At 62.5% G+C, this 12,502-nt stretch carries 16 protein-coding genes; 10 read left to right on the top strand and 6 right to left on the bottom strand.

The annotated features are described in order from the left end of the window. Positions 1-7: 7 nt before the first annotated feature. A complete protein-coding gene (locus PCO31010_RS21430; protein ID WP_150666053.1) occupies positions 8-766 on the bottom strand; it encodes an SDR family NAD(P)-dependent oxidoreductase in 759 nt (252 codons plus the stop codon). 174 nt (positions 767-940) lie between these two features. Between PCO31010_RS21430 and PCO31010_RS21425 the strand changes: the two genes are divergently transcribed. Then, positions 941-1,837, top strand: a complete 897-nt coding sequence (locus tag PCO31010_RS21425) for a LysR family transcriptional regulator (RefSeq protein ID WP_150666052.1) — start codon at positions 941-943, stop codon at positions 1,835-1,837. A gap of 19 nt (positions 1,838-1,856) precedes the next feature. Here the strand turns inward: PCO31010_RS21425 and PCO31010_RS21420 are convergent, their stop codons facing one another. Then, positions 1,857-2,510 carry a TetR/AcrR family transcriptional regulator gene (locus tag PCO31010_RS21420; RefSeq protein ID WP_150666051.1) on the bottom strand — a complete coding sequence of 218 codons (654 nt, stop codon included), beginning with the start codon at positions 2,508-2,510 and terminating at the stop codon, positions 1,857-1,859. Between the two features lie 220 nt (positions 2,511-2,730). Here PCO31010_RS21420 and PCO31010_RS21415 point away from each other — a divergent pair, with 220 nt between their 5' ends. The 3 genes from PCO31010_RS21415 to PCO31010_RS21405 all read left to right on the top strand — a co-directional run bounded on the left by PCO31010_RS21415 (position 2,731) and on the right by PCO31010_RS21405 (position 5,007). Further along, the gene (locus PCO31010_RS21415) at positions 2,731-3,159 is read left to right on the top strand and encodes a VOC family protein (RefSeq protein ID WP_150666050.1); all 429 of its coding nucleotides are present in this window, start codon (positions 2,731-2,733) and stop codon (positions 3,157-3,159) included. Between the two features lie 148 nt (positions 3,160-3,307). Further along, positions 3,308-4,237, top strand: a complete 930-nt coding sequence (locus tag PCO31010_RS21410) for an ABC transporter ATP-binding protein (protein ID WP_150666049.1) — start codon at positions 3,308-3,310, stop codon at positions 4,235-4,237. An 8-nt stretch (positions 4,238-4,245) separates the two neighbouring features. Next, a complete protein-coding gene (locus PCO31010_RS21405; protein WP_039402551.1) occupies positions 4,246-5,007 on the top strand; it encodes an ABC transporter permease in 762 nt (253 codons plus the stop codon). Between the two features lie 85 nt (positions 5,008-5,092). On the opposite strand, the gene PCO31010_RS21400 is transcribed toward PCO31010_RS21405, so the two are convergent. Then, positions 5,093-5,707, bottom strand: coding sequence for a glutathione S-transferase family protein (locus PCO31010_RS21400; protein WP_150666048.1), 615 nt, complete (start codon positions 5,705-5,707; stop codon positions 5,093-5,095). Positions 5,708-5,824: 117 nt separating this feature from the next. Here PCO31010_RS21400 and PCO31010_RS21395 point away from each other — a divergent pair, with 117 nt between their 5' ends. After that, the gene (locus PCO31010_RS21395; protein ID WP_150666047.1) at positions 5,825-6,514 is read left to right on the top strand and encodes a type 1 glutamine amidotransferase domain-containing protein; all 690 of its coding nucleotides are present in this window, start codon (positions 5,825-5,827) and stop codon (positions 6,512-6,514) included. After that, a complete protein-coding gene (locus PCO31010_RS21390) occupies positions 6,511-7,038 on the top strand; it encodes a GNAT family N-acetyltransferase (protein ID WP_150666046.1) in 528 nt (175 codons plus the stop codon). Before PCO31010_RS21395 ends, PCO31010_RS21390 begins: the two co-directional genes overlap by 4 nt. A 108-nt stretch (positions 7,039-7,146) precedes the next feature. Here PCO31010_RS21390 and PCO31010_RS21385 read toward each other — a convergent pair whose 3' ends face one another. Further along, positions 7,147-7,668 (bottom strand): DUF1993 domain-containing protein, encoded by a 522-nt coding sequence (locus PCO31010_RS21385; RefSeq protein ID WP_150666045.1) that lies wholly within the window; start codon positions 7,666-7,668, stop codon positions 7,147-7,149. Positions 7,669-8,002: 334 nt separating this feature from the next. Here PCO31010_RS21385 and PCO31010_RS21380 point away from each other — a divergent pair, with 334 nt between their 5' ends. The 3 genes from PCO31010_RS21380 to PCO31010_RS21370 all read left to right on the top strand — a co-directional run bounded on the left by PCO31010_RS21380 (position 8,003) and on the right by PCO31010_RS21370 (position 10,390). Next, positions 8,003-8,626 carry a hypothetical protein gene (locus PCO31010_RS21380; protein WP_150666044.1) on the top strand — a complete coding sequence of 208 codons (624 nt, stop codon included), beginning with the start codon at positions 8,003-8,005 and terminating at the stop codon, positions 8,624-8,626. Between the two features lie 70 nt (positions 8,627-8,696). Then, the gene (locus PCO31010_RS21375) at positions 8,697-9,515 is read left to right on the top strand and encodes a hypothetical protein (RefSeq protein ID WP_150666043.1); all 819 of its coding nucleotides are present in this window, start codon (positions 8,697-8,699) and stop codon (positions 9,513-9,515) included. Positions 9,516-9,568: 53 nt separating this feature from the next. Next, positions 9,569-10,390: a hypothetical protein gene (locus PCO31010_RS21370; protein WP_150666042.1), complete on the top strand. Its 822-nt coding sequence runs from the start codon at positions 9,569-9,571 to the stop codon at positions 10,388-10,390. A gap of 10 nt (positions 10,391-10,400) precedes the next feature. Here PCO31010_RS21370 and PCO31010_RS21365 read toward each other — a convergent pair whose 3' ends face one another. Continuing rightward, on the bottom strand, positions 10,401-10,985 hold the full coding sequence (locus PCO31010_RS21365) for a nitrogen fixation protein NifQ (RefSeq protein WP_246184713.1): 585 nt from the start codon (positions 10,983-10,985) through the stop codon (positions 10,401-10,403). Between the two features lie 46 nt (positions 10,986-11,031). Beyond that, positions 11,032-11,457, bottom strand: a complete 426-nt coding sequence (locus PCO31010_RS21360; RefSeq protein WP_150666040.1) for a TOBE domain-containing protein — start codon at positions 11,455-11,457, stop codon at positions 11,032-11,034. Positions 11,458-11,744: 287 nt separating this feature from the next. Between PCO31010_RS21360 and PCO31010_RS21355 the strand changes: the two genes are divergently transcribed. Further along, the gene (locus PCO31010_RS21355; RefSeq protein WP_150666039.1) at positions 11,745-12,479 is read left to right on the top strand and encodes a YoaK family protein; all 735 of its coding nucleotides are present in this window, start codon (positions 11,745-11,747) and stop codon (positions 12,477-12,479) included. Positions 12,480-12,502 lie beyond the last annotated feature (23 nt).

Raw genomic sequence — 12,502 nt, 5'->3', positions numbered from 1 at the left:
GCGCCCCTTAGAGCATCATCCCGCCCGACGCTTCGACGCGCTGCCCGTTGATCCAGCCCATTTCGTCGCCGAGCAGCGCCGCCACGACACCACCGATGTCGTCGGCTTCGCCCACACGTCCCAACGCAGTGGTGCCTGCGACCATCTGATGCACGGCCTCGTTGTCGCGCACGGTGCCGCCGTTGAAGTCGGTGGCGATGGCCCCCGGCGCAAGCGTGTTGGCACGAATGCCACGCGCGCCCAGCTCCTTCGCCAGATAGCGCGAGAACACTTCGATACCGCCCTTCATCATCGCGTATGCCGACGCGCCCGGGAACGTGAAGCGAGCAAGCCCGCTCGACACGTTGAGGATGCGACCGCCATCGGCCATCATCGGTAGCAACGTCTGCGTGAGGAAGAACGGGCCCTTCAGATGCAGCCGCACGAGGAAGTCGAACTCGTCTTCCGTCGTCTCGGTCACCGGCTTGTGCAAGCCCGTACCGGCGTTGTTCACGAGGAAGTCGAACGTGTCGCGCTTCCAGACCTCGTTCAGCACACGCTTGACCTCTGCGGCGAAGGGCGCGAACTGCGAAGATTCCGAAACGTCGAGCGGCAAGGCCACGGCTTTCGCGCCCAGTTTGACGATCTCGGCGACAACGGCGTCGGCCTCGGCGCGCTGACTGCGATAAGTGAGGATGACGTCGATGCCGTGTTGTGCTGCGGCGATGGCCGATGCACGGCCCAGACCACGGCTGCCACCGGTAATGAGAGCGATCTTGTGCGTCATGGTGATTCTCCTGGATGCTGAATGGGATCCGGCGAGGCCGCCCGGCCACACCGCGTTGAACTGTTCAACATCCTATTGCAACGAATTTCACCAATAAACCGGACGAATTTGATTACACTGATCAAATTCAAATAACAATCGATCGTCCGTCGAGACGATTGGCCCCTCGCCCCCATGCATCAGCTCGACGCCATGCGCATCTTCGTACGCGTTACCGAAACCGGCAGTTTCACGCAAGCCGCCGACAGTCTCGGCCTGCCGCGCGCGAGCGTCTCCAACGCCATCAAGCAACTCGAAACGAAGCTGGGCACGCGCCTGTTGCATCGAACCACGCGACGCGTACAACTGACGCAGGACGGTCAGGCGTGTCTCGAACGATGCAAGGACTTGCTTGCCGACGTCGAAGAGTGGGAAACGATGTTCGTGGCGCGCGACGAAGCGCTCACCGGCCGTCTACGGGTCGATCTGCCCGCGACGCTCGCCCGCACGACCGTCATCCCGGCATTGCCCACGTTTCTCGCGCAGCATCCGGCGCTACGCGTGGAGTTGTCGAGCACCGACCGGCGAGTGGATCTGGTGAGCGAAGGGTTCGATTGCGTGCTGCGCGTGGGCGCGGTCGCCGACTCCACGCTCATCGCGCGGCCGTTGGGTCATATGCGTCAGATCAATGTGGCAAGTCCTGCATATCTCGAACGGCACGGCGTGCCGACGACGCTGGACGACCTGAGCCAGCACCGTCTGATCCATTACACGACCACACTGGGCACGCGTCCGGCGGGCTGGGAGTATTTCGACGGCGAACACTATGCGCAATGGCCTATGGAAGGCGTGCTGACGGTGAACAACGCCGATGCCTATCAGGCCGCCTGCGTCGCCGGACTCGGCTTCATACAAGCGCCCGAAGGCGGCGTGCGCGGCCTCATCGCCGAGGGCAAGTTGCAGGAGGTGATGCAGGAATTTCAGGCGGAACCGCTGGCCGTCTCGCTGCTGTATGCGAACCGGCGTCACCTGCCACGTCGTGCGCAAGCCTTCATGAACTGGCTTGCGGAGCTGCTGACGCCGCGTCTGTAGCGCGGCCCATTCAGGGGCGCTACAGCCCCTTCTCCACCATCGCGACGAGCCGCTGCCCGAGCGCGCCGACCTCATCGTCGGGCAAGTCCCGGAGCGGACCGTCGATGACGAGCACAGCGAGGCCATGCACCGCCGCCCAGGCCAGATACTCCGCGCCGGGCCGCTGCGCCGCGTCGATGACGCCCGCCGCCAGCATGCCGTCTAGCGCCGCGCCCAACAGCTCAAACGGATTCAGACCGCTCGCGCCCGCCTTCTCCGGCCCGCCCGCCGAGCGCACGTTCTCGGACGGCGCAAACGCCGTGCGAAACAACCCCGGCTGCCGACGCGCGAAATGCAGATAACCGATGCCCACCGCGCGAAGCACGGCGCGCGAGCGCGACACGCCGTCCGGCATCAATGCGGCGTCGATCATCGCCTGCTCATGTTCGATCCCCGTCGCCAGCTCGGCCAGTGCCGCCGCGCGCACCGCATCGAGCAAATCCTGACGATTGGCGAAATGCCGGTAAGCGGCATTGGGAACGACCCCGGCGCGACGCGTCGCTTCACGTAGGATCACCGCGTCCGGCCCGCCATCGCGCGCCAGCGCGATCCCCGCTTCCAGCAACGCCCGGCGCAGGTCGCCGTGGCGGTAGGTCGCCCGCGCCGGCCCGGTCGTTGTTTCTTGTTCTGTCATTGCTACCCCTTGTGGACAGTGTCCATTATGTCTGCTATTGTTTGTGTACACTGTCCACAAAGGCAAGTTGCAGTGCGTCAGACGGCACCGGCTTCGTCACATTCGCGCATTAAATGCGAAGGGACTATGGTTGATGAGGTGCCGAAGACGTTCGCCCAATGACACTTCCCCAACGGGGCGTCCCCACGCCCTTTATTACCGACACATCGAGGAGCGTTCCATGCAAGTTCATTCCTATCTGTTTTTCGAAGGTCGTTGTGAAGAAGCCATTGATTTCTACGAGAAGACGCTGGGCGCACGGCGCGGCATGCTGATGCGTTATGGCGAAAGTCCGGAAAAGTGCCCCGAAGGCATGCTGCCGCCGGGCAGCGACAACAAGATCATGCACGGCGAGTTCTTCATCGGCGAATCGATGGTGATGGCTTCGGACGGCATGGTGAGCGGCAAGCCGAAGTTCGACGGCTTCTCGCTGTCGGTCGATTTCACGGAAGTCGGCGCTGCCGAAAAGGCGTTCCACGCGCTGGCTGACGGCGGTTCGGTCAACATGCCGCTCGGCGAGACGTTCTTCGCGAAAACGTTCGGCATGGTCAAGGATCGTTTCGGCATGAACTGGATGGTGATCGTCCCCAAGGAAATGCCGAAGGGCTGATCCTTCGCCTACGCCGAATCTCCCGGCACGCAGACAGACACGCATCGATGCTCGTCGCCCGCCATTGGGCGGCGAGCATTTTTTGTTCCTCGGCTTTCCGCCGGTTCGTGTCCGACAAGTTCCTCACGCCTGTGCTATCGTCGCCGCCATGCCATCCGTGATCTCTATCCAGAATCTGTCGAAGACGTACGCGACAGGTTTCCAGGCGCTCAAGAACATCAACCTGGAAATCCAGCGCGGCGAGATCTTCGCCCTGCTCGGCCCGAACGGCGCCGGCAAAACGACCCTTATCAGCACCATCTGCGGCATCGTGCGTCCGACCTCGGGCACGGTGACGGTCGACGGTCACGACATCGTCACGGACTACCGTGCGGCGCGTGAAGCCATCGGCCTTGTCCCGCAGGAGCTGACCACCGACTCGTTCGAATCGGTGTGGGCCACCGTCTCCTTCTCGCGCGGCCTGTTCGGCAAGCCCGCGAATCCGGCGCACATCGAGAAGGTGTTGCGCTCGCTCTCGCTATGGGAGAAGAAGGACAGCCGCATCATGCAGCTCTCGGGCGGCATGAAACGACGCGTGCTGATCGCCAAGGCGCTCTCGCACGAGCCGCGTGTGCTGTTCCTCGACGAGCCGACTGCGGGGGTGGACGTCGAACTGCGCCGCGACATGTGGCGTCTCGTGCAGTCGCTGCGCGAGACCGGCGTGACCGTGATCCTGACCACGCACTACATCGAAGAGGCCGAGGAAATGGCCGACCGCGTGGGCATCATCACCGGCGGGCAGATTACGCTCGTGCAAGAGAAGACCGAACTGATGCGGCACATGGGCAGCAAGCAGCTCGCGTTGCAACTGACCGAGCCGGTCTCCGTCATTCCCGACGCGCTCGCCGCGTACGGCCTCACGCTCGGCAACAACGGCACCGAACTCGTGTTCACGTACGACGCCAATATCGAGCAGACGTCCATCGCCTCGCTGCTGCGCGACATGGAGCGCGCGGGCATATCGGTGAAGGATCTGCACACGACGCAAAGCTCGCTCGAAGACATCTTCGTCTCGCTCGTGCACAGGAAAGAAGGATGAGCCGCGCCATGAATTTCTACGCCATGAAGGCGATCTACAACTTCGAGATGGCACGCACGCGTCGCACGTTGATGCAGAGCATCATCTCGCCGGTCATCTCGACCTCGCTGTACTTTGTAGTGTTCGGTGCAGCGATCGGCTCGCGTATTCCGGAAATCGAAGGCGTGCCGTACGGTGCGTTCATCGTGCCGGGCCTGATCATGCTCTCGCTGCTCACGCAGAGTGTGACGAACGCCTCGTTCGGCATCTATTTCCCACGCTTTACCGGCACGATCTACGAGGTGCTCTCCGCACCGGTGTCCTACATGGAGATCGTGTGCGCGTACGTGGGTGCGGCGGCGACCAAGTCGATCATTCTCGGGGTCATCATGCTGGGCACGGCCGCGTTGTTCGTGCCGCTGCGCATCGAGCATCCGATCTGGATGATCTTCTTCCTCGTGCTCACCGCGGTCACGTTCAGTCTGCTCGGTTTCATCATCGGCATCTGGGCCGATGGCTTCGAGAAGCTGCAACTCGTGCCGTTGCTCATCATCACGCCGCTCACGTTCCTTGGCGGCAGCTTCTACTCGACGAGCATCCTGCCGCCGTTCTGGCGCGCCGTCACGCTGTTCAACCCGGTCGTGTATCTCATCAGCGGTTTCCGCTGGAGTTTTTACGGACTGGCGGATGTGAGCGTCGCCGTGAGTCTTGGCATGACGCTCTTGTTCCTTGCGATCTTCCTTGCCGTCGTCGCGTGGATGTTCAAGACGGGCTATCGCCTGAAGAGCTGACGTAGCTAGCAATGCCGGACGGTGATGCCGTCCGGCCTGTCTTTATCCCGTCTCTACTCCCCCGCTTCACCCCCTCCCCAATACGTCAGATCGGCGGCGTCTCGCGAAACGCGGGCAGCGCCTCGGCCTGCGCCGAGAAGTTGGCAATCTCGGGAAACTCCGCGCCGAAGTCGACTTCCGGCAGCAGCAACTGATGGAAACGCCACGCCACGGCTACTGCCACGCCATGCTCGCCAATCTGTTCCGGCGTGGCCAGGATGGGCACCTGCGCCAACTCCAGTTCCAGTTCATGAAACGCCGCATGCACTTGCGTGCGCACCCGGTCTGTCCACGGCGTATGCCGCTTCTCGCTCGGACGCAGTTCGCGCTCGTACACCAGTTGCACCGACTTCTCGCAGGCCGCCAGCGCAAGTCCCGTCAGACGCAACGCCCGCACACGCTCAGCAGGATCGACCGGCACCAGCCGCTGCGCCGGATCGACCAGCGATTCCAGATACTGGAGGATGAGGGTCGAGTCCATGAGCACCGTGCCGTCGTCGGTCACGAGCGTCGGTGCTTTGACGACCGGATTGATCGCCGCGAACGCGTCGAAGGTGCTGAACACCGACAACGAACGGTGTTCGAAGGGCAGCCCAAGCAACTTCAGGCAAATGGCCGTACGACGCACGTACGGCGAATCCAACATTCCGATCAACTGCATGTCTCGCTCCAAGGTTCGAGGCGCTCATCGCCGTTATGGTGCCGTTATGGCCGGTTTCGTCGATCATACATGACGGGTAGAATGATTCGCATGGCCGATTCGACAGGGAGACGTTTCATGAACATCCTGATGGTTCTGACCTCGCACGACCGCCTGGGCGACACGGGCAAGAAGACCGGCTTCTGGCTCGAAGAATTCGCCTCGCCGTACTACGTATTCATCGACGAAGGACTCGCCGTCACGCTCGCCTCGCCGGCCGGTGGCCAGCCGCCACTCGATCCCAAGAGCGACGAGCCGGACGCGCAAACGGAAGCCACCCGGCGCTTTCGCGAAGACCCCGACGCACAGAAGGCGCTCGCCAGCACGCTCAAACTCGCCGACGTCAACGCCGACGACTACGATGCCGTCTTCTACCCCGGCGGCCACGGCCCGCTCTGGGACCTCGCGCAAGACCCTCACTCCATTCATCTGATCGAAGCCTTCGAGCGCGCAGGCAAAGCCATCGGCTTTGTGTGTCATGCGCCGGGCGTGCTGCGTCAGGTGCGCGCGGCGAACGGCGAACCGCTCGTACGCGGACGGCACGTCACCGGATTCACCAACGACGAAGAGGCCGCCGTCGGCCTCACCGACGTCGTGCCGTTCCTCGTGGAAGACGAACTCAAGCGGCTGGGCGGGCTATACGAGAAAGGTGGCAACTGGGAATCCCATGTTGTCGGCGACGGACGCCTCGTCACCGGGCAGAACCCCGCCTCATCGGAAGAGGCCGCACGTACGGTGCTGGCAATGATGGAGCCGCGCCTGCCATGAAGACAGGTTCGTCGGTTCAGGTGCGTCGGCTCGTTCCCGCCGACGCACTCGCGTTTCAGGCATTGCGTCTTTCCGGTTTGCAGGCGCATCCGGAGGCGTTCGGATCGAGCTATGCCGAAGAAAAGGACTGGCCGGTCGAACGGGTGCGCGAGTGGCTGACAGTGCGCCCGGACACGGGCGTTTTCGGTGCGTTCGAAAACGAGCGGCTTGTGGGCGTGGTCGGCCTGGGACGCCAGACACGTGCGAACTTCGCGCACGTCGGCTTCCTTTGGGGCATGTACGTCCATACGGACGCCGTCGGGCGCGGCGTTGGCCGAGCGCTCCTCGACGCGGCCCTTGCCCTCGCACGCTCACAGCCCGGGCTGCGCCATCTCACCCTTCAGGTGAACGCCGACAATCGTGCAGCGCTTACGCTCTACCAGTCTTTCGGCTTCGTGGAGATCGGCCGCGAGCCCGACGCCATGCGCGTAGGCAACGGCTTCTGCGACGACATTCGCATGTATCTGCCGATCGCCACGCACTGAACTGCCAGCCGTCACCCAAACGAAAACGAGCGCGCCGACACTTTTCCTCGTCGGCGCGCTCGCTTCCTGCACGCGCACGCCAGCAACGCGGCGCGCGTCGTCAAGACCTCAGACCGGCTGCATCTCGAACGGTCCCAGATAGTCCATCTTGCCCACTTCCACACCTTGCGCACGCAGCAGGTCGTGCGTCGTCGTCACGTGGAAATAGAAGTTCGGCAGCGCGAACTTGAACAGATAGTCGACGGCGTCCATCGTGGTCTGCTGCGTCTTGAACTTCAGCGTGACCGGGCGCGACTCCGCCCCGTCGAAACGGTCTTCGAGAATGCCCGCAATGTATGCCTCGGTATTGGCGATGCGGTCCCGCAATTGATCGAACGTCGTCTCCGTATCTTCGAACTTTGGCGACTCGACGCCCGTGATGCGCGACACCGCGAACTTTGCCGTATCGCTCACGCGCTGCACCTGCGCGACGAAGTCGAGCATGTCCGGCGCGAGCTTCGCCTTGAGAATCGAATCCGGGTCGGTCGACGTCGCTTCGCAATGCGCGCGCGCCTTCTTGATGTAGTCGGCCATGACGGTCAGGCCACGGAGATAAACGGGAATCGTGGCGCGATAGAGGGTGATGGACATCGGGGAACTCCTCGGGAGATGACCCATTGCGCAATGCGCGGGTAAGGGGGAAATGCGGGCAAAAGCACATGCTATCAGCGCAGGAATTTTCTTGCCGCGCACCGGGCGATTTCTGGAATTCGCCACCCGGACATTTGCGCAAAATTAATGGCCCGGGGCAGCGGCGCAACGACGACTCGCCCCCCCCATCACGACACAAGGATTTCATCGCATGGCGAGTTCGACGCCTTCCGCCCCTCTTTCTCTTCCGCCAACGCTCTCCGGCCACTTCGCGTGCGCATTGAGCGAGGAGACGATCCAGACGTGCAGGGACGCCGAAAGCGAGAAGGCACTCATGAGCGCCTGGGGCCAGGTCAAGGACTTCTTCCTGGGCACGCACAAGGAAGCTGCACAACGCGCGCTGTTTCGACTGGCACACCCGAAAACCATGGACGAGCAGGTCGGCGCATTCGCCGCACTGCTGCGCTACGTCGCCCCCGAGGATATGCACCGCCTGCAATGGCATATCTCAAGTCACGAAGTCATCGGTTTCCAGGTCGGCGATCCTGTCTTCTCGCCCGCGCACGACGTCGTCGACTACATGAAGCACACCACGTGGATGGACTTCGAAGACAGTTGCCATCTGCTGCTCAGCCTTCGGTTCGACGGCCATCATGTGCTCACGGGAGGCGACCACTTCGGACTGCCGCTATACGATCTGACGAATGCACCGCATTGTGCCATGACGGTCGGGAGATGCCAGCGGCAGCTGAGCGCCATGCCGACGCTGCTCGACGCCCTGCAAATCATGCGCCTGCATCGCGACGACGAAATTCCTGGCCTCAGTGCGCGCGTAAGGGCCGCGATCAACGCGCTGATGATCGAGATCAACGGTACCCGCATACCCGTGAGCAGCGAGATCGGCCGTAATGCCGAGCAGCTATGCAAGCTCGCGACGACGCTCAAGGATCGCTACTAAGCAGTCACTGTGTAAATAGCGCAACCCAGCGGCCTCAAGATTGGAAACGCATTGCAAAGGAATCATCGCCATGATCACGAACTCGTCCTCGCCCGTACTCTTACTCTGCGGCGACTCCGCGTCCAGCCTCAGCGCGAAGAACATCGATGAGTGCACGAACGCGCGCACCGAGAAGGACCTGGAAAGCCTCTGGGGACGCATCAAGGACTGGTTTTTCGGCACGCATCGCGTGGACGCAAAACTGGCGCTGTATCGGATGCTGAACGCCGAAACGACCGCTGTGATGCAGACGTCGTATCTCGAGCTGCTTCGCTACGTCGAGCCCGAACATCGTCAGCAGTTGGCGTGGCTCATCGGCGAACAAGAACGCCCCGCCTTCCAGATCGGCGGGTACGTCGTCCCATCGAAGGTCGACTGGGCGTCTCAGGTGCCCTCGGAGCCGCCGCCGAGCGTGACCGATATGGCAAAGCTGCTGCTGTCGCTTCGATACAAGGGAATGCCGGTGCTGGAGACGCTGCGCGAGGTCGGTCTCTGTCGCATTGTCGAAGCGGCGCGCGAGGAAGGGCTCCCTGAGGCAAAGGCCGAAGTGAACGCAGATCGAATGCTCGACGCACAACAGTGGTTTCTGGGACGCTCACCGTCGCTTGTCGACGCACTGGAACTCATCGGCCTGCATCGAAATGACGACGACGGGGAGCTTGCCTACCAACTCCGGCTAGCCGTCGAACAGGCCCTTGGCGGTGAGGACGACGACAAGGCCGCCGTGATGTCGCGCAATGCCGAGAACCTGATGTGTCTGGTGACCGATATGTTCCACGATCGCGAGCATCTAAAGCGGACCGCCCTGTCACTCAACCTGCACGTCAACCCATTCAATCGCGCTGCCTGATCGACATCACCGTCAGATGAAGAATTCACGTAACAACGAAGGAAGTGTTTGCAATGACCGTTTCAGCAACGAATTCGCCGATAAATCTGATTGGCAATATCCCGCACGGTCTCGATGCCGAGACCGTCACGATGTGCACGAAAACCGGCGTCGACTACGCATTGACCAGCTTGTGGGAGCGCATCAAGGATTGGTTCTTCGGCACGAACAAGGTCACTGCGATGACCGCGATTCACACGCTGGCCACCACCCCGTCGTCCAGCGCGCAAATCGACGCATTTCTCGATCTGTTGCGTTGTATCGAACCGGAACACAGGGATCAGTTGAAGTGGTGTGCGGGCGATAGCGGCGATCCGTATTTCATGATCGGCGACTGCGTCGTGCTCGCCGCTCCGGACTGGTCCGCACGCGGAGAGAAGCCGCTGAACGTCGACGACATGGCGCAGATTTTGCTGAGGACGCATCACGGCGACGAGTCGCTACTGTCGGCGTTCATGCGCGTTGAAATGGAAACCGGCCACCTGCTGCGTCCGCCTCGGGCAAGCGTGGAAGAAGACGACGTTGTCTTCCATGACCTCAGTACCAAAAAAACTTACTTGGAAAGCTCACCTACGCTCGTCGAAGCGTTGGAGTTCGTCGGCATGAACCGCAATGGCGCGAGCTGCGACGAATCCCACGCACTCGGCATCCTGGTCGAGAAGGCGTGGCGCGAAGCGCTGGTCGGGAGCGGAAAGACCGATGAGCAAGCCATCCAAACGTCGAGTGTGCGCATGGGCGGCATGGCACAGGACGTCATGGTGCTTGTGACCGATATGTTTCATGAGCGTCTCGCGACGCACCGCAGTCCGATGCCGGGGCGAGAGATCGGCCAATAAGGTGTCGGTGTCAACGACGCGTCGAGTCCGTATCGATCGGGGTGATGGTCTGGCGCAAGTGCGCGTAGCACTCGCCATAGGCCTCACAGCCGGGGCAACCCGGCGCGGGTGCGGGTGGTCGTCCGTAGGCGTGCGCGCAAGCTTCGGCGAGGAATCGCTTCCATCGCAGATTCGCCGTATTCTCGGCGACCAACGTCGGGAAGAAGTGTGACAGCAGCGCGGTGACGTCGTCGCGCCCCGTCAGGCCCAGATCGCGCCAGAGATGGTCGGGCCGCAGACACGCCGTGGCGAGGATCGTCGCCATGTCGGCCGCGTCGACCGGATGCAGCATCGGATCGGCGCGACGGCGCAACACCTCCTTCATCTCGACGACGAAGATGGCATGCGACGTCCACGCGGGCGTCGGTAATGTCGAGGCAAGCATCTGCCAAGTGTCGGACGCAGGAAGAAAGTGACGACGCAGCAACGTCGCCAGCGCCGCCCCCGACAGCCCGAGACGCGCAAGGCGCTCGGGCGTAGCATTGGCCGCGAGGAGCGAGGCGAACAACACCGCCTCGGGGCGTGCATGCGAAGGCGTCAGTGTGAGACCGTGCATGAATGACATCGCCTTACGTTCAGGCAGTTCTTCAGAACTAAGTAACTCAGGCGACGGCCAGAATCACGCTCGACGCCTTGACCAGCGCGGCGGCAGCGCGACCGGCCGTCAGGCCCAGACGCTTCACGCTTTCGTTCGTCACGATGGCGGCAATGATCGCACCGCTGTCGGCCACAATTTCAACTTCGCTGTTCACTGCGCCCGTCTCGACGCGCGAGACCTTGCCGGTGATCACGTTGCGCGTGGAGACCTTGCTCGCGTCGGCATCGACCATCACGATCACCGACGAAGCCTTGATCAGCGCCACCGCGTCACTCCCTTCCTTCAGACCCAGATTCACCGTGCTCTCATGCGTGATGACGGCAACGATCTCCTGCCCCGCGTCCATGCGCAGCGTGACTTCGTCGTTCACTGCACCGCGTTGCAGCGAAATCACTTTGCCGTTGAATTGGTTGCGGGCACTGGTCTTCATGAAAATCTCCTGTCGATGTGGGCCGCGTGGCCGGTGACGTTCATGTCGGCGATGTGGACAATGCAACCGAGGCCACGCGATGCAATAAGACGTTCGGACGGTCGCGCCGGACCGACGGTGTGAGGCAGTATAGCGGGTCGAAGTGGCGTCCGGCGTAGCAGGCCGGTGATATGCTTCATCAGCGTCCGGGGCCGGACAGACGCCCCCTTCGGGCACGCAAGTATCGAGGCCACCCCTGCACGCTGCACGGGACGCCATCTGCCACGCATGCCGACACAGGAGCCGTCATGGGTACTCCCCGCCACATCCCCACGCCGACCGAGGCCGCCACGCTCGCCCGCAGTTGGGTGAGCCAATTTTCCAAACCCACCGCCATCGGCATGACACTCGCGTTTGTCGCCGGTTATATCGACGTGGTCGGCTTCATCGCGCTGTTCGGCCTCTTCACGGCGCACGTGACCGGCAACTTCGTGATGATCGGTGTGCAACTGGTCGCCAGCACCCACGTCGGCGTGCTCGCCAAGTTGCTCGCTTTGCCGGTGTTCGTCATTTTCGTCGCGATGGTCAAGCTCATCGTGCAGGGCTTTGCGAACACCGACCGTCGTCCGCTCCGGCTGTTGCTGATCTTGCAGACGTTGCTGCTGCTGGGGTTCATGATCATCGGCATGGCTGCGCAGCCGATTCTCTCGGCCGACGCGCCGCTCGCCATTCTCTCCGGCATGTTCGGCGTCGCCGCGCTGGCGATTCAGAACGCCATCGGACGGCTGGTGCTCGCCGACCTCGCCCCGACCACCATCATGACCGGCAACACCACGCAGATCGTGATCGACATGGTGGAACTCGCCAGCGGCAACTGCGGCGACGACAAGGCCGCCAGAACGCGGCTGCGCAAAATGTTGCCTGCACTGGCCGCCTTCGCCGTCGGCGCCATCCTTGGCGGCTTCGCGTATCACGGCGCGGGCTTCTGGAGCGTGCTGTTGCCAGTCGTGCTGCTCGCCGCGCTCGCCACCGCCAACGAATGAGCCACCTCCGTCCCCGAAGAACA

Origin of the sequence: Pandoraea commovens (assembly GCF_902459615.1) — a bacterium.
Taxonomy (GTDB): domain Bacteria; phylum Pseudomonadota; class Gammaproteobacteria; order Burkholderiales; family Burkholderiaceae; genus Pandoraea; species Pandoraea commovens.
The sequence above is the reverse complement of the archived record's forward strand: the minus strand, read 5'-3'. Positions and strand labels throughout refer to the sequence as shown.